General features: G+C 58.2%; 20 protein-coding genes. 15 read left to right on the plus strand and 5 right to left on the minus strand.

Translation table 11 applies throughout. From position 1 onward, the window contains the following. Both B3041_RS01270 and B3041_RS01275 read left to right on the plus strand, forming a co-directional pair. A partial coding sequence (locus B3041_RS01270; protein WP_292968637.1) for a HesA/MoeB/ThiF family protein occupies positions 1–916 on the plus strand: 916 nt, incomplete at its 5' end. A gap of 66 nt (positions 917–982) precedes the next feature. Next, positions 983–1441: a hypothetical protein gene (locus B3041_RS01275; protein WP_065647467.1), complete on the plus strand. Its 459-nt coding sequence runs from the start codon at positions 983–985 to the stop codon at positions 1439–1441. A 412-nt stretch (positions 1442–1853) separates the two neighbouring features. Here the strand turns inward: B3041_RS01275 and B3041_RS01280 are convergent, their stop codons facing one another. After that, positions 1854–2768 carry a LysR family transcriptional regulator gene (locus B3041_RS01280; RefSeq protein ID WP_065647466.1) on the minus strand — a complete coding sequence of 305 codons (915 nt, stop codon included), beginning with the start codon at positions 2766–2768 and terminating at the stop codon, positions 1854–1856. 137 nt (positions 2769–2905) lie between these two features. Here B3041_RS01280 and B3041_RS01285 point away from each other — a divergent pair, with 137 nt between their 5' ends. From B3041_RS01285 to B3041_RS01295, 3 genes are all read left to right on the plus strand, one after another. Beyond that, complete coding sequence (locus tag B3041_RS01285; protein ID WP_065647465.1) at positions 2906–3907, plus strand: zinc-binding alcohol dehydrogenase family protein; 1002 nt, start codon at positions 2906–2908, stop codon at positions 3905–3907. A 218-nt stretch (positions 3908–4125) separates the two neighbouring features. Then, the gene (locus tag B3041_RS01290) at positions 4126–4893 is read left to right on the plus strand and encodes a transporter substrate-binding domain-containing protein (protein WP_065647464.1); all 768 of its coding nucleotides are present in this window, start codon (positions 4126–4128) and stop codon (positions 4891–4893) included. A 39-nt stretch (positions 4894–4932) separates the two neighbouring features. After that, a complete protein-coding gene (locus B3041_RS01295) occupies positions 4933–6036 on the plus strand; it encodes a DUF2817 domain-containing protein (protein WP_292968638.1) in 1104 nt (367 codons plus the stop codon). On the opposite strand, the gene B3041_RS01300 is transcribed toward B3041_RS01295, so the two are convergent. Next, positions 5998–6768, minus strand: a complete 771-nt coding sequence (locus B3041_RS01300; protein WP_065647462.1) for a HalD/BesD family halogenase — start codon at positions 6766–6768, stop codon at positions 5998–6000. The genes B3041_RS01295 and B3041_RS01300 overlap by 39 nt on opposite strands. A 98-nt stretch (positions 6769–6866) precedes the next feature. Here B3041_RS01300 and B3041_RS01305 point away from each other — a divergent pair, with 98 nt between their 5' ends. Genes B3041_RS01305 through B3041_RS01315 form a run of 3 tightly spaced genes read left to right on the plus strand, consistent with a single transcriptional unit; the run spans position 6867 to position 9124 of the window. Continuing rightward, entirely contained in the window at positions 6867–7769 is a 903-nt protein-coding gene (locus B3041_RS01305) for a LysR substrate-binding domain-containing protein (RefSeq protein ID WP_292968639.1), read from the plus strand. A 56-nt stretch (positions 7770–7825) separates the two neighbouring features. Continuing rightward, on the plus strand, positions 7826–8683 hold the full coding sequence (locus tag B3041_RS01310; RefSeq protein ID WP_292968640.1) for an AraC family transcriptional regulator: 858 nt from the start codon (positions 7826–7828) through the stop codon (positions 8681–8683). 33 nt (positions 8684–8716) lie between these two features. Then, the gene (locus B3041_RS01315) at positions 8717–9124 is read left to right on the plus strand and encodes a DUF2000 domain-containing protein (protein ID WP_292968641.1); all 408 of its coding nucleotides are present in this window, start codon (positions 8717–8719) and stop codon (positions 9122–9124) included. A 20-nt stretch (positions 9125–9144) separates the two neighbouring features. Here B3041_RS01315 and B3041_RS01320 read toward each other — a convergent pair whose 3' ends face one another. Further along, entirely contained in the window at positions 9145–10179 is a 1035-nt protein-coding gene (locus B3041_RS01320; protein WP_065647458.1) for a LacI family DNA-binding transcriptional regulator, read from the minus strand. 211 nt (positions 10180–10390) lie between these two features. Between B3041_RS01320 and B3041_RS01325 the strand changes: the two genes are divergently transcribed. The 4 genes from B3041_RS01325 to B3041_RS01340 all read left to right on the plus strand — a co-directional run bounded on the left by B3041_RS01325 (position 10391) and on the right by B3041_RS01340 (position 15589). Next, entirely contained in the window at positions 10391–11419 is a 1029-nt protein-coding gene (locus B3041_RS01325; protein ID WP_065647457.1) for an ABC transporter substrate-binding protein, read from the plus strand. A 74-nt stretch (positions 11420–11493) separates the two neighbouring features. Further along, positions 11494–13716, plus strand: coding sequence for an ABC transporter permease (locus B3041_RS01330; RefSeq protein WP_292968642.1), 2223 nt, complete (start codon positions 11494–11496; stop codon positions 13714–13716). Then, a complete protein-coding gene (locus tag B3041_RS01335; RefSeq protein ID WP_292968643.1) occupies positions 13713–14774 on the plus strand; it encodes an ABC transporter ATP-binding protein in 1062 nt (353 codons plus the stop codon). The genes B3041_RS01330 and B3041_RS01335 overlap by 4 nt, the downstream gene beginning before the upstream one ends. A 14-nt stretch (positions 14775–14788) precedes the next feature. Next, positions 14789–15589 carry an inositol monophosphatase family protein gene (locus B3041_RS01340; RefSeq protein WP_065647454.1) on the plus strand — a complete coding sequence of 267 codons (801 nt, stop codon included), beginning with the start codon at positions 14789–14791 and terminating at the stop codon, positions 15587–15589. Positions 15590–15603: 14 nt separating this feature from the next. Here B3041_RS01340 and B3041_RS01345 read toward each other — a convergent pair whose 3' ends face one another. Next, complete coding sequence (locus B3041_RS01345; protein ID WP_065647453.1) at positions 15604–16242, minus strand: LysE family translocator; 639 nt, start codon at positions 16240–16242, stop codon at positions 15604–15606. A gap of 263 nt (positions 16243–16505) precedes the next feature. Between B3041_RS01345 and B3041_RS01350 the strand changes: the two genes are divergently transcribed. Beyond that, on the plus strand, positions 16506–17633 hold the full coding sequence (locus tag B3041_RS01350) for a lactonase family protein (RefSeq protein ID WP_292968644.1): 1128 nt from the start codon (positions 16506–16508) through the stop codon (positions 17631–17633). 4 nt (positions 17634–17637) lie between these two features. On the opposite strand, the gene B3041_RS01355 is transcribed toward B3041_RS01350, so the two are convergent. Continuing rightward, positions 17638–18540 (minus strand): LysR family transcriptional regulator, encoded by a 903-nt coding sequence (locus B3041_RS01355; RefSeq protein WP_065647451.1) that lies wholly within the window; start codon positions 18538–18540, stop codon positions 17638–17640. A 101-nt stretch (positions 18541–18641) separates the two neighbouring features. Here B3041_RS01355 and B3041_RS01360 point away from each other — a divergent pair, with 101 nt between their 5' ends. Beyond that, positions 18642–19709: an SDR family oxidoreductase gene (locus B3041_RS01360; RefSeq protein ID WP_292969223.1), complete on the plus strand. Its 1068-nt coding sequence runs from the start codon at positions 18642–18644 to the stop codon at positions 19707–19709. A gap of 239 nt (positions 19710–19948) precedes the next feature. Further along, positions 19949–20104 (plus strand): hypothetical protein, encoded by a 156-nt coding sequence (locus tag B3041_RS01365; RefSeq protein ID WP_167350646.1) that lies wholly within the window; start codon positions 19949–19951, stop codon positions 20102–20104. The last annotated feature ends 145 nt before the right edge of the window (positions 20105–20249 follow it).

A 20249-nucleotide genomic window follows, 5' to 3' on the forward strand; every position in this document is an offset into this window, starting at 1 on the left:
GGGGGGGCTGAGCGCAACGCTTCTGCCGCAGCTGGCGGGAGCAGGTGTGGGAACGCTGCGTATTTATGATGCCGATGACGTGGCGCTGCATAATCTGCATCGCCAGACGCTGTTTACGCAGCAGGATATCGGGCAGTCAAAAGTGCTCAGTGCGCGTCAGGCGCTGGCGCAGCGTAATCCGGAGGTCAATATCGAAACCTGCGCGCAGGCGCTGACGGCAAGTAACATCGCGCAGGCTATCGCTGGCTGCACGCTGGTCATCGACGCGGCCGATAATTTTGCCGTGACCTGGCAACTTTCAGACGCCTGCTATGCGGCCGGTACGCCGTTTATCAGCGCTTCAGTGCTGGGCCGGCAGGGCTATGCGGGCGGATTTTGCGGTGGTGCTCCCAGCTACCGGGCGCTGTTTCCCCGGCTGCCGCGTACGGCCGCCAGCTGTAGCACGGCAGGCGTGATGGGACCGGCTGTGGCCGTGCTGGGTGCCATGCAGGCGCAGATGGCCCTGACGGTACTGCTTGAGCTGCGGCCGTCACCGCTGGGATTGATGGTTAACTGCGATTTTGTGAACTGGCACTTTCGTGCGTTTCGCTTTGATGAAGCGCAGGAACCTGCTGTACCGGGCGTACCCTTTATCGATCGCTCGCTGCTTACTCCGGCAGATTGTGTCGTCGAACTACGCAGCCGGGATGAAGCGCCCGCCAGCGTGGCCAGCCAGGCTGAACGCATTTTACCGGCAGACCTGTCTGCCTGGCAGCCCCCCGCCGGACGGCGCATTGTGCTGGTTTGCGCCAGCGGCCTGCGCGCTGCGCAGGCGGCCAGCGAGCTGGCGGAGCGGGGCTATACAGACCTGGCTATCCTGGCGGCAAATAGCATCCCGGAGGCAGGCAATTTTTCGGAAAATACTGGAATCCTGTGACTGTTATCACATGAGAAGCCACGCTAAACTAAACGCTTCTCATTTTGTTAAGGGGTGTTCGTCACAATGTTTTCACGTTTTACACTGGCTTCTTTAGCCGCTGCCTTGCTGCTTACCGGCTGCGCCCGTCATCATTCCGGTGAGGCTGCCAGCAGCACGCCAGCAGAAGTAAGTGCTGCCGCGCCGATTGAGAACAGCAACACCGACACGCCCTTTGCCAGCGGCCCCACGGTGATTAACGTTTCGCACCTGGTTACGCGCACTGATGACGGATCGGCAGTGTATGTCACCGTTGACGGTCAGGACGCAGGTATGCTGAAAAAAGGTGAGAATAAAGAGATCCGCGTTGCGGCAGGCAAGCATGAAATTGGCGGCTACGTCCAGACGCTGTTTGGTTTTGGCAAAGTCACTATTCCCGGGGTTGATATAACCACGGATGCGACTAACCCGAAACATGTGGTTTATTCGGTGACCCGTCAGCGTCCGCAGTTCAGCGAAAGCAGTACGCCTCCCGATAACTCCTGAGAAAGTGCGGTGCAGCAGCACCGCTCCATCACGCGACACTCTGCACTATTCAGGTGGCTGTCTGACATCAGCTCAGCAGCGCATGAATGACATCAATGACATTGATGACGACAATAAAAAACACAATGTGCGTAAGCGGCCTGCGCGACCGGGATCTGGAATAAGACATTACCCATCCTGAATAGTTGGCCTGACAAATATGTACTGTCACTTACTATTACCTATTCAGAATAAGAATACCATGCCAGGCCAGGCTAAACCTGAGGGATGCCCGGGTTACACACCCGGAAAAGGCTGTCAGGATGCAATTTATGGCATACATGCAGCAGAGAATAGAGAGCAATCCGAACCCGATTATCAGAAGTGCTGGCGCTAATAAGCAGAGCCCTGCGGTTAAAAACCAGGCTGATTGTTAATTTTTACCCGGCATCGCGATGCTGTTTTGCAGATGCTGACGTAAGTAATGATGAAGAGCGCGGATCGCCGGCGAGAACTGCCGGCGGTGCGGACAGATCAGGTGCAGCGGGGTCGGCTCGCCCGTTACTTCAGGCAGAATCCACTCCAGCCTCCCCAGGCGCACATCTTCAGCCACATCCAGCCAGGATTTATAGGCGATACCCATCCCCGCCAGCGCCCAGCGGCGTGCGACTTCAGCGTCATCGCACAGAAGGCGGCTTTTTACCGTGATGAGCTGCGTGCCATCGCCCTGCGGGAAGCTCCATTTGTCATACACGTGGCCTCCCATCATAAACGGCAGACAGTGATGGCGGGTCAGGTCGGTCAACGCGGCCGGCCGGCCATGTTCGTTGAGATAATCGGGTGACGCGACCAGTACCCGGCGGTTATTTTCAGCCAGCGGCAGCGCAACGTAGCTGCTCTCCTCTAATTTGCCGTAGCGGATAGCAATATCTACCGGATCGCGGAAGACGTTACTGACCTGATCGGAGAGTGAAAGGCGCAGCTGTAATCCGGTATGCTGACGGCAGAAACGGGTCAGCAAGGGCAGCAGAATATGCCGCCCGATATCAGATGGCATCGCAATTTTCAGTTCACCGCGCAGTTCGTCGTCATGACGCTGCAGACTCTCTGCACCTGCCTGCATCAGCGCCAGCATCTCCTGTGCAAAAGGCAGATAGCGTTCACCCTCGGCGGTCAGGCGCAGACTGCGCGTTGAGCGCGCAAACAGGCGGCGATCGAGATCGCGCTCCAGCCGCTGAATAGCTGCGCTGACCTGACCCGGCAGCAGGTTTGCTTCGCGCGCGGCACGGGAGAAGCTGCCCAGCGCAGCCGATCGGACAAACAGCGTAATATCTTCGAGGCGAACCATAACGTTTTTACCTGATGAACTGGATTTTCACTCTACGAGTGAAAGTCTTCCCCTGCAACGTTGATTTTTCCATGTGCTATTGCCCGCTATGCTTGATGGGTACACAAAAAACCTGTCAATCACCATGGAGATAAGGCATGAAAGCCATTGTTTATAGTCAGAACGGCTTACCCATTTCGGATGAAAATGCGCTGTATGACGCTGAGGTTGCCAAACCCCGGCCCGGCGCCCGTGATCTGCTGGTCAAAATCAATGCCATTGCGGTGAATCCGGTCGATACCAAAGTACGTAAAGGTGCCGCCACTGAGCAGCCGCGTATTCTGGGCTGGGATGCCGTTGGCGTGGTAGAAGCAGTGGGTGAAGCGGTTACGCTGTTCCGGCCGGGTGATGAGGTGTTTTATGCCGGCGATATCAGTCGGGCCGGCAGCTACGCAGAGTATGGTCTGGTGGATGAGCGCATTGCCGGCCATAAACCGCGCTCGCTGAGCGATGCCGATGCGGCTGCGCTGCCGCTGACGTCACTGACCGCGTGGGAGCTGCTGTTTGATCGCCTTGAGGTGCAGGCGGATGAGAACGCGGCGCTGCTGATCGTGGGCGCAGGCGGAGGCGTCGGTTCTATCCTTACTCAGCTGGCACGCAAGCTCACCGGTCTGACGATTATCGGCACGGCATCACGTCCGGAAACCGAAGCGTGGGTGCAGCAGCAGGGCGCACATCATGTCATCAATCATCATCAGCCGCTGGCGGAGCAACTGCGCGCACTCGGCATCGACACGGTCAAATATGTTGCGTCGCTGACGCACACTGACAGCTACTATACGCAGCTGATTGAAGTGCTGGCGCCGCAGGGCAAGCTGGCGCTGATTGACGATCCGGAGACGCTGGATGCCATGCCGCTTAAGCGCAAGGCGATCTCATTACACTGGGAACTGATGTTTACGCGTTCGCTGTTTGAAACGCCGGATATGCAGCGGCAGCATGAGATTCTGCAGCGTATCAGCCAGCTGATTGATGAGGGCACGCTGAAGACCACCGCCGGTGAACACCTCGGCACCATTAATGCTGCCAGCCTGCGTAAAGCGCATGCGCTGATCGAAAGCGGACGCGCGCGCGGCAAGCTGGTGCTTAGCGGTTTCTGATAACGTGATTCACCCGGCACGGAGCGGCCGCTTCGTGCCGGGTTTCAGTCAGGAAAACGTCACCCGCCGCCTTAAGTTAATCTGATGGCCGTCGTAATTTTCGCTAACCCCCTAACTATTATAAGAATTTGCTCTGCAAATCTGGTCTGCGGCTATGGCCGAACCCGGCGGGTCATGATATGACTGATCTCTGTGCTTTCAGCCTTCCGGAGAGAATTATGTACAAGCGAATTTCACTGGCTCTGCTGCTCTCATATTGCGCTATTCAGTCAGCCGCAGCGCAACAGACGCTGCGCTTTGGCGTCGATCCTACTTTTCCACCTTTTGAATCCAAAGCCAGCGATGGATCGCTGCAGGGGTTTGACATCGATCTCGGTAACGCCATTTGCGCCCAGGCCAAAGTGACCTGCAAATGGGTACAGATTGGCTTTGATGGCTCTATTCCGGCGCTGCAGGCGAAGAAGTTTGACGCGATTTTATCGGCGATGTCGATGACAGAGAAACGACGCGAGCAGGTTGCGTTCAGCGATATGCTCTATGTTACGCCCAGCGCGCTCATCACCCCGGCTGACAGCGCGCTGACGGATGACATCGCCACGCTGCGCGGTAAAAACATCGGCGTGGCGCAGGGGACTATTCAGGAAACCTACGCACAGACTTACTGGGCACCCAAAGGCGTCAGCGTGGTTTCCTATCCTAACCAGATGGAAATTTACCCCGATCTGGTTGCCGGGCGACTGGATGGTACGCTGGCCAATGCGGTATCTGCCGATCAGGGCTTTCTGAATACCGCAGAAGGGAAGAAATATGTGAATAAAGTGACCCTGACGGATAAAGCGGTGCTGGGGAATGGCGTGGGGATCGGGCTGCGTAAGGATGACGAGGTAAATCGTAAGCTGATTAACACGGCTCTGGCAGAGCTGCACCGTAACGGCACATATGACCGCCTGGCGCAGAAATATTTCAAATATAAAGTCTATCCCTGACCGATATCAGTGAACCCGCTATCTGCCCGCTGGAGGATTATGCATAACCTGACCGATTACCGTGCACAGCGCGCCCGGTTTCTTGCTGCCGTTGAGCAGAAAAAGGGCGTGGTGCACACCTGGCAACATCCGTTAACCGGTCCGGCCGGTGAGGCACTGTTTACCGATCTTGCCGTCATCGGCAATCCGCACGCCCCGCGCGTCATGCTGGTTATCTCCGGCACGCATGGCGTAGAGGGGTATTACGGGTCAGATAATCAGATTGAGTGGCTGAACAGCCTCGATGCTGCCCGCTTACCGGCAGAGTGTGCCGTGATGCTGGTACACCTGCTGAACCCGTGGGGAGCGGCGCATCTGCGGCGCGTGAATGAAGACAATATCGACCTGAACCGCAATTTCATTACGTTCAGCGCGCCGGGGCCGGATAACGCTGACTATGCACGCTATCACGCGTTCTATCACGGTGAACGGGCAGAAGCGGATCGGCTGCTGGCTGCCGCGCTGCAGCGCGACGGCTGGCCGGCGATCAAGCGGGTGGTAGAGGCCGGACAGTATCAGCACGCCGATGGCCTCTTCTATGGCGGACAGCACGCCACCTGGTCGCAGCAGACGCTGCAGAAGATTGTGGACAGCCATCTGCGGCAGGCAGAACAGATCCTGAGCTTTGATCTGCATACCGGCGCCGGGGCCTGGGGACATCCGATGCTGCTGGGCATTGCGCAGCAGCGGGTTCCTGCGCATGCCTGGGGACGCGAACTGTATGGTGAGTGGCTGACGCTAATCGGCACCGGCAGCGGGCAGGAGAGCGACACCGGCGTGACGGCAACCGCGACCGGTTACGTGTCGCAGTTTCTGCTGGATCAGCTGCCGGACGGGGCCATACTGCCGCTGGTCGTCGAGTGTGGCACTTATGCGGGTGAAGAGATGCACCGGCGGGTGCGGGACGATCACTGGCTGCACTTACAGGGTGATGTGCAAAGCGCGGCCGGGCAGGCCCTCAAACAGCAGCTGGTTGAGGGGTTCTGGCCACAGGATAGCGACTGGCGCGCGCTGACGGCCTTCCGTACGCAGCAAATTTTCCGGCGCGGCTGGCAGGCGCTGCTGTCACAGACGACCATAAAACGTCAGGCGGGCGGTCTCTGACAGCGCGATCCCCGGCTGCGTATTATACGCCAGTACCGCCAGCATGCGGGTGATATCACCTTCGGTCGGCGTCACGCGATGAAGCGAATTGCGTCCGCGAAACAGCACCAGATCGCCCGCGTCAATCGCCAGCGCATCAGGTGTGTGGGTTTGATCCAGCACCGCGGCGACGCCGTCGTAGTTCATCTCGCCTGCGTCAGCATCGCGCAGATCGCGCACGTACTGAAACAGACCGCCCGCCTGCGGCTTCTGCAGCAGCAGAGTAATGGCAAAGGAGGAGTTGTCGAAATGCCAGCCCAGCTCCTGCCCCTGTGCGGCATAGTGCAGGTTGATTGACGAGAGCGGATCGGCATAAGGATAGAGGGCGCTCTCGTTCAGCACTTCACAGAGAAACTGCTTAAACAGCGTGTCGTTGTACAGCTGACGCAGCGGTGAGTCGTGAGCGATCGCCTCATCAGTAATACAGCCTTTGGTGCTGATAACATCGCGGTTACGGGGATGATCTGCGCTTAATGTCTCGTCTGTTTTCAGCAGATAGACGTTATGGTTGCTGCGCGTATGCCAGGCAAGATGGCGCTGTGCGTTACCTTCTGTAATGATGGCCTGCAGCGCTGCCGGCTGCAGAAACTGCCGCAGTACCAGTGCGCCGTGTTGTTCCAGCTGTGCGCGACACTGCGCGCGCCAGTCAGCGTCCGCCAGCGGATGCAGGTCAAAACGTATTAATTCAGACATAGTGCGTTTCCCGGTAGCAACAGTATGCTGAAAACTCTACGATGCTGCGGCGGGAATGCGTAGCGATAAATCATTACTGCCCTGCTAAGGAAACGTTAATGTCCGTCAGTGCTTCGCGTCTGCCAAAAATCAACCTTATTCTCGCGTTCAAAGCTGCTGCGGAGCTGGGCAGTCTTGCAAAAGCAGCCGCGCACCTGGCGCTGACGCCGGCGGCGATCAGCCAGCAGATCCGCCAGCTGGAGGCGCTGCTGGGACATGCCCTGTTTGTGCGTACGCAAAGCGGTGTCATGCTGACAGAAAGTGGCAGAGCCTATCTGCGCTACGTCTCAGAAGCGTTTGATATCCTGCGCATGGGTCAACTCAATCTGCGTCAGGCCGCCATCCGACCCGCGCTGACCCTCTACACGCTGCCGGCGCTGGCATCAAAGTGGCTGATGCCGCAGCTGAATCACTGGCGGGAGCGCTGCCCTGCGAGCGATCTCTGCCTGCATGGCACCCATGCGCAGGTCGATTTCAGCGCCACGCCGGCTGATTTCGCCATCGTGTTCGGCGAGGATCGCTATCCGCAGCTGGAGAAACAGCGCCTGTTTCATGATGAAGTGCTGCCGGTAGCCAGCCCGGCACTGCTGCAGCGCTACCCGCGCGATCGGTTATTTAACCAGGCACCGCTGATCCATCTCGACTGGGGTAATGAGGGGCGCTTTCTGCCGGACTGGCGAAGCTGGCTGCAGGCGCGCGGCACTGGCGAACCCGTGCCGCAGCCCGCTTTTACCTTTAACCTGACTTCGCTGGCGATAGATGCTGCGGTGGCTGGCGCCGGGCTGCTGCTGGGACAACGACGCCTGATTGCCGCTGAGCTGGCCCGGGGCGATCTGGTTATCGCAGACAGCTACGGCCTGCCGCTCAGTAAACCTTACTACCTTGTCTGGCCGCAGCGTACGCTGCAGCAGCCCGACGCCCGGGCGCTGATAGCGTGGCTCACTGCGCTTGCGGCCGCCTGATTTTATCCGCACGCTGTTGTCAGATGATCTCAGGCGCTGCAGGAATGGACCAGACTATGTCAGACAGTAAAGATTGGGTTGAGCTGCGGCGCGACCAGGAAACCGGCATTGAGATTATCAATGCCCATTTTAGCGGGCACGCTTACGATGCACACGATCACGATGAGCTGCTGGTCGGGGTAACCCGGCAGGGCCTGCAGCGCTTTAACTGCCGCCGTGCCTTGCATACCAGTACGCCCGGCCGCGTCATACTTATTGAGCCGGGCGCAGTGCATGATGGCCACGCGCCGGAGGCTGCGGGTTTTACTTATGTCATGCTTTATCTGCCACAGCCGTGGGTGGCTGACATGATGCAGCAGCGCGGGCAGGGGGATATTGCCCGGATGGGCGGTGCATTCCGGCATACGCTGACCGATGACGTGCAGCTTGCCCGCGCCACGGAAGAGGCGTGGTATGCCCTTCACCAGCGCGAAGGGCGTCTGGCGCGCGATCAGACGCTGGATCAGCTGATGAACCTTCTGTCCCGGCATCTTGAAGTGCGCCCGGACCGGCCTGAGACGGCGGCACAGCGTCAGATGCTGCTGCTGCGTGATTATCTGCATGACTTTATGGCACAGGATATCGGACTCGACGAACTCTCGCGTCTTGCCGGGCTCGATCGTTTTCGCCTGACGCGTCAGTTTCGGCAGGCATTTGGTCAGTCGCCGCACGCTTATCTGGTGCGCCTGCGGCTGCGTGCAGCGCGTGCGCTGCTGGCGCAGGGCATCGCGCCGGTGGAGGTTGCCGCCCGGACCGGGTTTGCCGATCAGAGCCATCTTGGCCGCTGGTTTCGGCGCGCCTGGCATATGACGCCGGCAACGTATCAGCGCGCGTGCACAAATCTTCTATACGGCGCCCCGCCACGTCAGGAATGATAGCCTTTTCCGTCTGAAAGAGAGCTGTGTTCTATGTCTGATACCAAAATTGCCCTGATCGTACGCGATGATTTAGCCATCTGGCAGCGTCTGAACGTGGTAGCGTTTATCGCGACCGGCCTGGCTGCAGGTGCGCCTGAGATGCTGGGAGAACCCTATATCGATGCGCAGGGGCGTCACTATGGCCGGATCGCCGGACAACCGATGCGCGTGTTTTCCGGCAATCTCTCTGGTCTGCAGCGTGCGCATCGCCAGGGGCTGGAGCGTGAACTGACGCTGATACCCTACGTGGAAGCGATGTTTTCTACCGGAAACGACGCGGCTAACCGCGAGGTGTTTCTGGCAGAAAATGCGGAAGAGATGAATCTGGTTGGCCTTGCGCTGTATGGTCCGAAAAAAGCGGTGGATAAAGCGATTAAAGGGCTGGTGCTGCATGAGTGATCGGCGCGCCTGACACGATATCATCCGCCGCGCACCGAGCCTCGCCAGATCACTTCTGCCTGATAAAGACGCGACGCAGGCGGCTGTTCATCAGCGCCGGATGCGTCGTTCTCGCCCGATTCCGTGGCGCTAAGCCAGGCCACGGCGTCACGGGCAAACTTTTCTACCGGCTGTGCAAAGGTCGTCAGGTTATAGGATGCCCAGCCCGCCTGCGCGATGTTGTCATAACCGAACAGGCAGAGATCGTCCGGCACCCGCAGCCGGAAACGGTGACGCGCTTCATCCATCACACCGCAGGCGATAAGATCGGTCACGCAGAATATTGCATCGGGCCGCTGCGCGCGCGTCAGCAGACGATGCGCCAGAATCTGTCCGCTTTCGTAAGAAGTAGTACCAAACCTCTCCACGGTAACGTGCAGGCCAGCGGCCTCCGCAACGGCCAGAAACGCCGCTTCACGTTTCTGCAGGCTGGGCGTGCCCGCCAGTGAGTTAGCGAATGCAAGGTGGCGGCAGCCCGCGCGCTGAAAGGCCATAACGGCGGTTTCAGCAGCACTTTGCGCGTCCAGATGAATGCTGAGCGAGCCTGGCAGCGCTTCATCGCGGTTAATCAGAATGATGCGCTGTCCGTGCCGGTAGCACTGGGCAGTGATGGCACGATCCGGCATGCCTGACAGGATAATGGATGCGTCGGCGCGAAAATTAATCGCCTGCAGCAGCGCTGCCGACACGCTGTTGTCGGAGCGATCGGTGTTGATCACCATCGCCACTTTGCCCGCCTCCTGCAGAAACTGCGTCAGCCATCTCACCAGCGTAGCGCGATAAGGCGTGGCGATCTCTGAGACGATCAGACAGACAATGCCGCTGCGGTTACGCACCAGACCGCGAGCCAGATGATTCACGTGATAGCCCAGTTCCTCCGCGGCTTTCATCACCCGGGCCCGCGTTGCTGCAGAGACGCTGGCACCCGGGGTAAAAGCACGCGATACCGCCGACCGTGAGACACCTGCCCGCGCTGCCACATCCTGCGCGCTGACAACCGCTTTATCGTTTTGCATTATCACTTCCTCAACTCCCGTCGCTTAATGGAGTCTGCCGCAAATTGCAAAGGTGTGCAAATTATCTCTGAACTCAAATGTTGCAATTTTGTGACACAGGCAGTCAATTGCAGCTTACAGCGTTTGACAGCTTATTTTCTGTCCGTTACTAATTTGCACACACGTGCAAATAACAATGAATCAGCACACCTCTTCCCGACAGGAGACAACTATGCGAATCATCCCCCTGGCCGTTGCGCTTTCACTCTCAGCGGCCGGCCTGCCGCTTACCGCCTCAGCAGCGGGCAACCTGAATATGATCTGTTCAGCAGATGTCGTGGTATGCGAGCAGATGACGCGTATTTTCAGCCAGAGTCATCCCGATATCAAAGTCAGCATGGTGCGGCTGTCAGCCGGAGAGGCTTATGCCCGGCTGCGCAGCGAAGCACGTAACCCGCGTACCGATATCTGGTGGGCCGGCACCGGCGATCCACATATGCAGGCGGCGGCAGAAGGGCTGACGCAGGTCTACAAATCAAAGCTGCTCGATCAGCAGCAGCCGTGGGCGCAGAAACAGGCGGAAAATGCCGGTTATCGCACCGTGGGGATTTATGCGGGCGCGCTGGGCTGGGGATACAACACGAAATTGCTGGCAGAGAAAAAACTGAAAGAACCCACCTGCTGGGCCGACCTGCTTGATCCGGCGTTTAAAGGCGAAATTCAGATCGCCAACCCGAATTCATCCGGCACGGCATATAACACGCTGGCCACGCTGGTGCAGATCATGGGTGAGGATAAGGCCTTTGATTATCTGAAAAAGCTCAATGCCAATATCTCACAATATACCAAGTCGGGTTCGGCACCGGTGAAAGCCGCGGCACGAGGTGAAGCGACGGTCGGCATTGTGTTTATGCACGATGCAGTCGCCATGCAGGTTGATGGATTCCCGATAAAAACCGTCGCGCCGTGTGAAGGCACCGGCTACGAAATTGGCTCGATGTCAATTGTGAAAGGCGCACGCAATCTGGCGAATGCCAAAGTCTGGTATGACTGGGCGCTCAGCGCGGAAGCGCAGTCGCATATGAAAGAGGCGAAATCATTCCAGCTGCCCTCTAACCGTAAAGCGGAAATCTCAGAATATGCGCCACGTTTTGAGAACATCAAACTGATCGATTATGACTTCAAAACCTATGGCGATACGGCCAAACGTAAAGCGCTGCTTGGTCGCTGGGATAAAGAGATCGGCTCTGGCGCGCAGTAAATCCACGTCTGCAGACAGACATCCCGGGCTGGTGCCGATTGCATCAGCCCGATCCCTCCCGTTCGAGGTGTTATATGAATGCACATAATCGTCGTCTGACAGGCGCACTGCTATTGGGTGCCGTAGCGCTGACGCTGCTGCCCTGGTACAGCCTGGAAGCGGGTTTTTTTGATACCGGCTGGATCCTGTCGCTCTGGCGCGATGAGGCCAGCGCCCCGGCGCTGTGGCAGCTCGGGGCACATCCGTGGCTGGGGGGAGCGCTGGCACTCTGGCTGCTGTGCGGTTTGAGCGGCCTGCTGCCGGGCAGACAGCGCAGCGCGCTGCTGCTGCTTTTCAGCGCACTGGGCGTACTGTTTCTGGTGATTGAGGGCCATGCCATTGGCTACAGCGGCTGGAGCTGGCTGTGGCTGGAGAACCAGTTTGGTACGCTGGAACAGGGGCAGCCTGCAATGGGAGCAGGCGCAATTCTACTGCTGACCACCTTTCTGCTGCTTTTCGCCTTTGCGCTGGCGGAGCGCGGCGTGCTGAGAGGGGATGCGTTTGTCGTGGCGGCGCTGGTGCTGATCACCGCGCTGGTCAGCGTATTTGTGCTTTATCCGGTGCTGAGTATGTTTGTGGTCTCCGTACAGGACGTTGACGGCAGCTTTCAACCCGATGGCCTGTTAGCTAACCTGCAGGATCCCTCGATCTGGAGCCTCTCCTGTCTGGCAGGCGGCAGCTGCGGGACAGCCTGGCGCACGCTCTGGCTGGCGCTGATGACGGCGACCGGCTCCACGCTGCTGGGCCTCGCTTTTGCGCTCGCCGCCACGCGTACCCCGCTGCCCTGTAAAAAAGCGCTGCGTATGCTGACCATTCTGCCGATCATCACGCCGCCGTTTGTGATCGGACTGGCGCTGATCCTGCTGTTTGGTCGTTCGGGTGTGGTAACGGAACATCTGGCCGCGCTGTTTGGCATAGAGCCAGGGCGCTGGCTCTACGGCCTGACCGGGATCTGGATCGCGCAGGTGCTCTCCTTTACGCCGATCGCCTTTCTGGTGCTGATTGGCGTGGCCGAAGGCGTCAGCCCCTCGCTGGAAGAGGCGTCGCAGACGCTGCGTGCCGATCGCTGGCGCACCTTCAGCCGCGTTTCGCTGCCGCTGATGGCGCCAGGCCTGGCAAACGCCTTTCTGATCAGCTTTATCGAGAGCATGGCCGATTTCGGCAACCCGATGGTGCTGGGCGGCAGCCACGGCGTGCTCTCGACAGAAATTTTCTTTTCGGTCGTGGGGGCGCAGAACGATCCGAGCCGGGCGGCGGTGCTGGCGATGATCCTGCTCTGCTTCACGCTGGCCGCCTTTGTGCTGCAGCGCCTGTGGCTGGGCGGTAAAAACTTTGCCACCGTGACCGGCAAAGGGGATGGCGGTCAGCACAGCCAGCTGCCGCCGCTGCTGCGCGGCGGCGTCTATGGGCTGGTGATCCCGTGGGGCCTCTTTACTCTGGTGGTCTACGGCATGATTCTGGTCGGAGGCTTCGTGCAGTCGTGGGGCCTGAACAGTGCGCTGACGGTTGAGCACTATGTGCGTGCTTTCCGCGTCAGCATCAGCGATGGCCATCTGCTGTGGAGCGGGGTGGCGTGGAACTCCTTCTGGACCACGCTGGAAATTGCGCTGATCGCCGCGCCGCTCACCGCTATCGTCGGGCTGCTGACCGCCTGGCTGATTGTCCGCCAGAAGTTCGCCGGCCGGCAGACGTTTGAGTTTCTGCTCATGCTGAGCTTTGCCATTCCCGGTACGGTTATCGGCGTAAGCTATGTCATGGCTTATAACCTGCCGCCGCTGGAGATCACCGGTACGGCCATGATCCTGATCGCCTGTTTTGTCTTCCGTAATATGCCGGTGGGCGTGCGCGGCGGCATTGCCGCCATGAGCCAGCTCGACAAAAGCCTGGATGAAGCATCACTGACGCTGGGTGCCAGCAGCTTCCGCACGCTGCGCAAAGTGGTCCTGCCGCTGCTGAAACCGGCGATCAGCGCCGCGCTGGTCTACGCCTTCGTGCGCGCTATCACCTCCATCAGTGCAGTGATTTTCCTCGTCAGCGCGCAGTACAACATGGCGACGTCCTACATCGTGGGCCTGGTGGAAAACGGGGAGTATGGCGTGGCTATTGCGTACTCCACCGTACTGATCTTTGTCATGCTGCTGATTATCGGCCTGTTCCAGTGGCTGGTGGGTGAGCGCCGGCTGCGCCGTGCAGCGCGCCCGGTGGATGTCGCCGCGCCACCTATTACCCCATCCTTAACGCAGGAGAGTGCTGTATGAGTGCCATCAAAGCAGGTTCCGTTGTATTTGAACACGTCACTAAGCGCTTTGCCGGCTTTAACGCGCTGCCGGATCTCTCGCTCACCGTAGAGCCGGGTACACTGGTGACGCTGCTGGGCCCCTCCGGCTGTGGTAAAACCACCACGCTGCGCCTGCTCGCCGGGCTGGAGCATCCTACCTCCGGGCGGATCCTGATTGGCGGAAAAGATGTTACCCGTCTCCCCGCCAATGAACGTGACGTTGCAATGGTGTTTCAAAGTTACGCGCTGTTCCCCCATATGAGTGCGCTGGACAATATCATGTACGGGCTGCAGTCGTCCGGGATGGCGAAGCGTGAGGCGCAGGATCGCGCGCGTGAGGGTCTGAAGCTGGTGGGACTGGAGAGTCAGGGGCAGCGTCTGCCTTCAGAGCTGTCGGGCGGTCAGCAGCAGCGCATTGCGGTGGCGCGCGCACTGGTACTGGAGCCACAGGTACTGCTGCTGGATGAACCGCTTTCTAACCTGGATGAACGGCTGCGTCGCCGGGTGCGAACCGATATCCGCGATTTACAGCAACGGCTTGGCTTTACAGCGGTTTATGTCACGCACGATCAGGAAGAAGCGCTGGCGGTTTCCGATAAAATCATTGTCATGAAAGAGGGTGACATTGCCCAGCAGGGCGCCCCGGAAACGCTCTACCGCTGTCCGGCCTCAGAATTTATTGCCGATTTTATGGGGGAGGCCAATATCCTGCCGTGTGAAGTCGAGCAGGTAGCGGGCAGTGAGGCACTGATCCGGCTGGGAAACCAGCGCTATCGCGTGCCGGATAATGGCGTACGCGCCGGTACTGCCCGCCTCTCCGTTCGCCCGCAGTTTATTACGCTCAGCTCACACGGCACCGGCGCGCTGGCGGGTGAAGTCACGCACTGCACCTGGCTGGGGGACCATATTGAATATGAAGTGAGCACTGAGCTGGGCGCCTTGTTTATCGTCGATGCACAGATGGAGCAGCAGCTGCCGCTGGCTGCACGGGTAGGCGTCGATTTCAAACCACAGGGGCTGGCTCTGATTGCCGGCTGATAAGAGGAAGCGTCATGAGTGAGACATCAAGCAGTGCGCTACAGGCGCGACGGGAGCTGGCTGAACAGGTTGCGCGGGCGGGGGGCGAAAGTGCGCTGGCATGGTTCCGGCAGCGTGAATCGCTGGTGGTGGAAACAAAATATGATCTGCAGGATGTGGTGTCCCGTGCCGATCGTGAAGTTGAGCAGCTGATAGCCGACCAGATCCGCCACCGGTTTCCGCAGGATGGTTTCCTGGGAGAAGAGTATGGCCTGCAGCCCGGCTCATCTGGTTATACCTGGGTGGTGGATCCTATCGATGGCACCAGCCCGTTTCTTAACGGGATGCCTAACTGGTGCGTATCAGTGGCCGTGCTGCATGAGGGAATACCGGTAGTTGGCGTTATTTATGCGCCGGTTTACGAGGAGTGTTATGCCGCCTCTCTCGGCGCAGGCGCAACCCTGAATGGCACGTTACTGCAGGTTGATCCCGCGCGCACCCTGCAAAACCATGTCACCGGTTTTGGTGCCAACAGCCACGTCAGTCCGGAAGAGGTTGGCAGGCTGCTTGCGTCGCTGCTGGCGGCGGGCGGCAACTTTATTCGTATTGGCTCAGGCGCTCTGATGCTGGCATGGGTCGCCGCAGGGCGGGTGGTAGGCTATTTTGAACCCTATATGCACGCCTGGGATTGTCTGGCGGGGTATTGCCTGGTGAAAGAGGCGGGGGGCTGGTATCACCCGTTCAATACCGAAGGCGACCGCCTGCTGAAAGGCGCGCAGGTGCTGGCAGTGGCGCCCGGTGCGGAAACCGAACTCAGGCAGATTGCCGGCGTGTAAAGGGGCAGGCCTGCTCACATCAGGATAAATTCCTGATAGCCTGACCAGATAACGTACACCGCGAAATAGCAGAAAATCAGCGCTGAGGCGAGATAAGAGAGCCTCAGCAGCTTCCCACCCAGCATTTTGCCGCCCAGCGCGCCTGTCAGGCAGATCACACCGCTCCAGAGTAAACCTGCAATAAAGAAGCCGCTCAGGAATTCCGTCGTGGCGCCTGCACTCTGGTTACCCATACGCGCAATCAGCGCGCCGCCAACGCTGGCAAACCAGAGAATGGCGGTTGGCGATGACATCGCCAGTACTACTCCGCGCCGGAATTCCCGTGACAGCGGCTGAGGGGGCGCGGCTTCAGCTGCCGGCATGGCAACAGACTTTATCAGCGCAGCATAAAGCATACGCCCGGCAAACCAGATTAATAACAGGCCACCGCCGATCCATAATGCCCAGCGCACAGGCGCAAATTGCAGCACCATAGCCATACCCGCCAGCGCCAGCAGGGCATAGATCAAATCGCCGATGCAGGTGCCGACACCCAGCCAGAAACCCTGCAGAAAACCGCGCTGCATCGCCAGGGTCAGCATGGCGATATTGGCAAGACCAATATCGAGGCATAAGGAGAGGCTAAGCAAAAATCCATTTGAAAACGGCAACATATATCCGTCCCAGGCAGAGAAAAAGCTATTAAATCATCTCTGGCAGGCAGTGTTAATCGCAGAATCAGATTGTTGACTAACTCCTATAGACGGCTTGCAGGATCGTTGCCAGATTGCCCGTTTCCTGACTACGCTGTATCACACCTCTGGACTGCAGGATAACCATAACGATGCTTATACCGTTGAAATCCGCTACGCCTGGTGCATTGACGCGCCTTTCAGTAGCACTGTCACTGGCTCTTTTTACTTTTGGGGGAAATGTAATGGCACAAAACAGCGAAAATCAAATTGCTCTGGTGGGCACCTGGACCAGCGTGCCTGATGCACCAGCCGCTGAAAAACCGGCACAGCCGAGCGAAGGCCTGTACCGGCTGAAGATGAACAGTGACGGAACGCTTACCCCGCTGGACGTGGTAAAGATGAAGAGTCCTTCATGGCTGGTGAAGTCTGCCGACGGGCGCTTCCTGTATACCACTAACGAAGAGAAGGCGGGCAGCGTAACCGCACTGTCGGTTGCGGCTGATGGCACCGTGAAAGTGATCAACACGATAACCAGCCACGGTGATGAGCCAACACACGCCACGCTCAGCCCCGATGGCCGCTATCTGCTGGTCGCCAACTATTCGGGTGATAAAGGCGGTGCGGGCATTGCCGTACTACCGGTGAACCAGGATGGGTCGCTGGGTGCGCCGGTGCAGCACTTTCCGTTTGCTGAAGGCAGCGGCGTGGTGGATGAGCGTCAGGAGAGCGGACATGCTCACTCAGTCACGTTTACGCCGGATGGAAAAACGCTTTATGCCGCTGATCTGGGAGGTGACACGCTTTATGCTTATCGCTACGACGCGCATTCAGCCACACCGCTGCAGCCGGATCCGGCACGCGACATGACCTTTTCACCCGGTGCCGGGCCGCGCCATATGGTATTTTCAGCCGATGGTCACTACGCCTGGGTCATTGCAGAAATGGCGGCTGTGATCGAAACCTGGCGGTTTACGGGAGAGAAACCGGAACGCATCGCGAGTACGGACATAGCGCCCGATAACGCTACGGCGGATCAGAGAAGCGGCGGCGCAATCATGCTTAGCCCGCAGGGAAAATTTCTGATTGTGTCCAACCGCGGTTCGCACAACCATCTGCTGGTATTCCGGATTGGTCGTGACGGCAAACCGGAAGCGCCCGTACGTTACCCGGCAGGCGGCATTGAACCCCGGGCGATATCTTTCGACGCCACCGGTCGCTATCTGTACGTGACCAATGTCTTCACTAACGCTATTTCGCTGTTTTCTTTCGATGAAGAGAGTGGCGAGCTGGAGGCGAAAGGCGAGGCGGTAAAAATTGCCACGCCAACTGATATCAAATTTGTGACCACTGCACATTCGGATGCACGCTGAGTGGCTAACGGATAGGTAACTGTTCAAGCGCCGTCAGCAGCGCATCAACTTTCGGTAACAGCTGCTTGCGGCGCGGCCAGATCAGTGAAAGCGCAAAGCCGTCTGGCTGCTGCTGCGGCAGAATGATTTCGAGCTCGCCACGCTGCAGTGGCCCGGCGATCAGCCAGGAGGGCATCTGCGCCACGCCGAGTCCGGCGCAGACGGCCTGCACCTGTGCGTCAACATCGCCCAGCGCCATGCGGTGCGGTACATTACGCCAGTAAGCGTGTCCTTCTGCCGTGGTCAGCAGCCAGGGTTTCGTCGTACCATCAACCCGTTCATACATCACCGCCGGATGCAGCAGCAGCTCGCTTTCCGTTGCGGGGTAGCCGTGGCGTGCCAGATAGCCAGGTGCCGCGCAAAATACCATCCGTTCGCGCCCAAGATGACGATAGCCCAGCGACGCAGGGAGATCCGGTGAACCGCCAATGCGTACGGCCAGATCGATCCCCTCCTCAAAAAGATCGATAAAACGATCGGAAAACGTCAGGTTTAGCTCTACCTCCGCATGCTGCTGGCAAAAAGCGATCAGCAGCGGCATCACCGCCAGCCGCCCATAGGTGCTGGGCAGGGCCAGTCGCAGGCGTCCGGATGGGATTGTCCGCTGCGCGGCAAGAACCGATTCCGCTTCGGCCAGCTCCTCCATCACCCGCAGACAGGTCTGATAGTAGGCGCTGCCGGCATCGGTTAATTTCAGACTGCGCGTGGTGCGCTCCAGCAGCCGCGAACCGAGACGCGTTTCAAGCCGGGTCACACTTTTACTGATCGCTGAACCGGTCAGATGCAGCCGCTGCGCTGCCGCAGCAAAGCTGCCGCATTCCACGCTGGCAACAAAGGGAACGATATCTTTCAGGCGGTGATCGTGCATCTATTCATGAACTCAATTCAGAAATGAAGTGAATTTTTACCAGAGATAAGAACTGATTTCTCTATTAGGCTGAATATTAATAAACTAACGGGAGAATCATGATGAAAAAACACGCACTCATCGTAGGGATCAGCGGCGTTATCGGACGTGCACTGGCAGAACAGCTGCAGAAAGAGGGCTGGGACGTTACCGGGTTGTCACGCGGACGCGGTGCCGTACCGGACGGTTGTCGTAGCCTCACTGCCGATCTTACTGACAGCGATGCAGTACGCGATGCGCTGGCGCAGGAAAAACCCGATGCGCTGTTTTTCAGCGTCTGGGCACGTCAGGAAAATGAAAAAGAGAATATCCGCGTTAATGGCGGCATGGTACGCAACGTCATTGAGGCGCTGGGCGAACGGCTGCAGGGTGCCCACGTGGCGCTGGTCACCGGCCTTAAGCACTATCTGGGGCCTTTTGAAGCCTACGGTAAAGGTGCCGTGCCGGTTACGCCGTTTCGTGAAGAGCAGGGTCGTCAGCCGGTGGATAACTTCTACTATGCGCAGGAGGATGAGCTGTTTGCCGGTGCCGAAAAATATGACTATCGCTGGAGCGTGCACCGTCCGCACACCATCGTTGGCTTTGCACTCGGTAATGCGATGAATATGGGTCAGACGCTGGCCGTTTATGCCACCCTGTGTCGTGAAAAAGGCTGGCCGTTTGTCTTCCCCGGCTCGCCTGAGCAGTGGAATGGCCTGGTGGATGTGACGGATGCCGGTTTGCTGGCTGAACAGCTGGTCTGGGCGGCTACAGCAGAAGGCGCAGCGAATCAGGACTTCAATGCAGTTAACGGCGACGTTTTCCGCTGGAACTGGATGTGGCCGCAGCTGGCAGCTTATTTTGGTATTGAGCCTGCAGAATTACCGGCTCAGACGTCGCCGCTGGAAGAGAGAATGCAGGAGGCGGCTGAAATCTGGCAGGAGATCGCCGCGCGTTATCAGCTGCGGGAAACGGATATCAGTAAGCTGGCGTCATGGTGGCATACCGATGCCGATCTTGGTCGTCCGATGGAAGTGTTTACAGACATGAGCAAAAGCCGCAAAGCCGGTTTTACCGGTTATCGTTCGTCCGTTGACTCTTTCATTCAGCTGTTTGATCGTCTGAAAGCGGAAAACATTATCCCGCAGTAAGCGCTCTGGTTCTGCCGCCGCCCCAGGCGAGCGGCAGACGTTACGTGTAAACGCTATTTTTTACCGCTCTGTTTTGAATCTGTAAAACTGATGTACCTGGTCTGTTTTCATCCTGTGAAGTTATGCGCAAAACGCACAAAAGCCTCAAATCAGCGGCAGATTTGTGCGGTCCGTTTATTTATTTTTAGTACCAGATCCTTACAATAACCCGCTGATACATTTCACCAGGTTATTGCGTTATGACAACACTTCTAAAAAACAACAACAGTGATACACAGCAACTTCTTGTCGCTATAGAACAGGCCGTCAGCGAACCCGTTCCGCTGGTGCGGTCCCTGTCCGAGAATTTCTGGCAGCAAATTGAGTCGCTGACTGCTATTGCTGCTGAAGAGTAATCCTCAGGTCCCGGCTGGCTATCAGAGTTAACCGGGACATCTTCTTTATCCCTTCTTATGACTGCCTGAAATTTTTCTTTTCCCTGCTCCTCTTTCCTGAAACAGCAGCTAAAATTAGCTCGTTCAGTACGCGCGACCCACGGCA

The organism is Pantoea sp. UBA4549, from assembly GCF_002387285.1.
GTDB lineage: Bacteria > Pseudomonadota > Gammaproteobacteria > Enterobacterales > Enterobacteriaceae > Pantoea > Pantoea borealis.

Coding starts and splice junctions, on each gene's coding strand:
- B3041_RS01365 (WP_167350646.1), top strand. CDS start 19,949: ATGACAACACTTCTAAAAAACAACAACAGTGATACACAGCAACTTCTT.
- B3041_RS01290 (WP_065647464.1), top strand. CDS start 4,126: ATGTACAAGCGAATTTCACTGGCTCTGCTGCTCTCATATTGCGCTATT.
- B3041_RS01350 (WP_292968644.1), top strand. CDS start 16,506: ATGGCACAAAACAGCGAAAATCAAATTGCTCTGGTGGGCACCTGGACC.
- B3041_RS01310 (WP_292968640.1), top strand. CDS start 7,826: ATGTCAGACAGTAAAGATTGGGTTGAGCTGCGGCGCGACCAGGAAACC.
- B3041_RS01355 (WP_065647451.1), bottom strand. CDS start 18,540: ATGCACGATCACCGCCTGAAAGATATCGTTCCCTTTGTTGCCAGCGTG.
- B3041_RS01335 (WP_292968643.1), top strand. CDS start 13,713: ATGAGTGCCATCAAAGCAGGTTCCGTTGTATTTGAACACGTCACTAAG.
- B3041_RS01330 (WP_292968642.1), top strand. CDS start 11,494: ATGAATGCACATAATCGTCGTCTGACAGGCGCACTGCTATTGGGTGCC.
- B3041_RS01300 (WP_065647462.1), bottom strand. CDS start 6,768: ATGTCTGAATTAATACGTTTTGACCTGCATCCGCTGGCGGACGCTGAC.
- B3041_RS01305 (WP_292968639.1), top strand. CDS start 6,867: ATGTCCGTCAGTGCTTCGCGTCTGCCAAAAATCAACCTTATTCTCGCG.
- B3041_RS01320 (WP_065647458.1), bottom strand. CDS start 10,179: ATGCAAAACGATAAAGCGGTTGTCAGCGCGCAGGATGTGGCAGCGCGG.
- B3041_RS01345 (WP_065647453.1), bottom strand. CDS start 16,242: ATGTTGCCGTTTTCAAATGGATTTTTGCTTAGCCTCTCCTTATGCCTC.
- B3041_RS01325 (WP_065647457.1), top strand. CDS start 10,391: ATGCGAATCATCCCCCTGGCCGTTGCGCTTTCACTCTCAGCGGCCGGC.
- B3041_RS01315 (WP_292968641.1), top strand. CDS start 8,717: ATGTCTGATACCAAAATTGCCCTGATCGTACGCGATGATTTAGCCATC.
- B3041_RS01285 (WP_065647465.1), top strand. CDS start 2,906: ATGAAAGCCATTGTTTATAGTCAGAACGGCTTACCCATTTCGGATGAA.
- B3041_RS01295 (WP_292968638.1), top strand. CDS start 4,933: ATGCATAACCTGACCGATTACCGTGCACAGCGCGCCCGGTTTCTTGCT.
- B3041_RS01360 (WP_292969223.1), top strand. CDS start 18,642: ATGAAAAAACACGCACTCATCGTAGGGATCAGCGGCGTTATCGGACGT.
- B3041_RS01280 (WP_065647466.1), bottom strand. CDS start 2,768: ATGGTTCGCCTCGAAGATATTACGCTGTTTGTCCGATCGGCTGCGCTG.
- B3041_RS01275 (WP_065647467.1), top strand. CDS start 983: ATGTTTTCACGTTTTACACTGGCTTCTTTAGCCGCTGCCTTGCTGCTT.
- B3041_RS01340 (WP_065647454.1), top strand. CDS start 14,789: ATGAGTGAGACATCAAGCAGTGCGCTACAGGCGCGACGGGAGCTGGCT.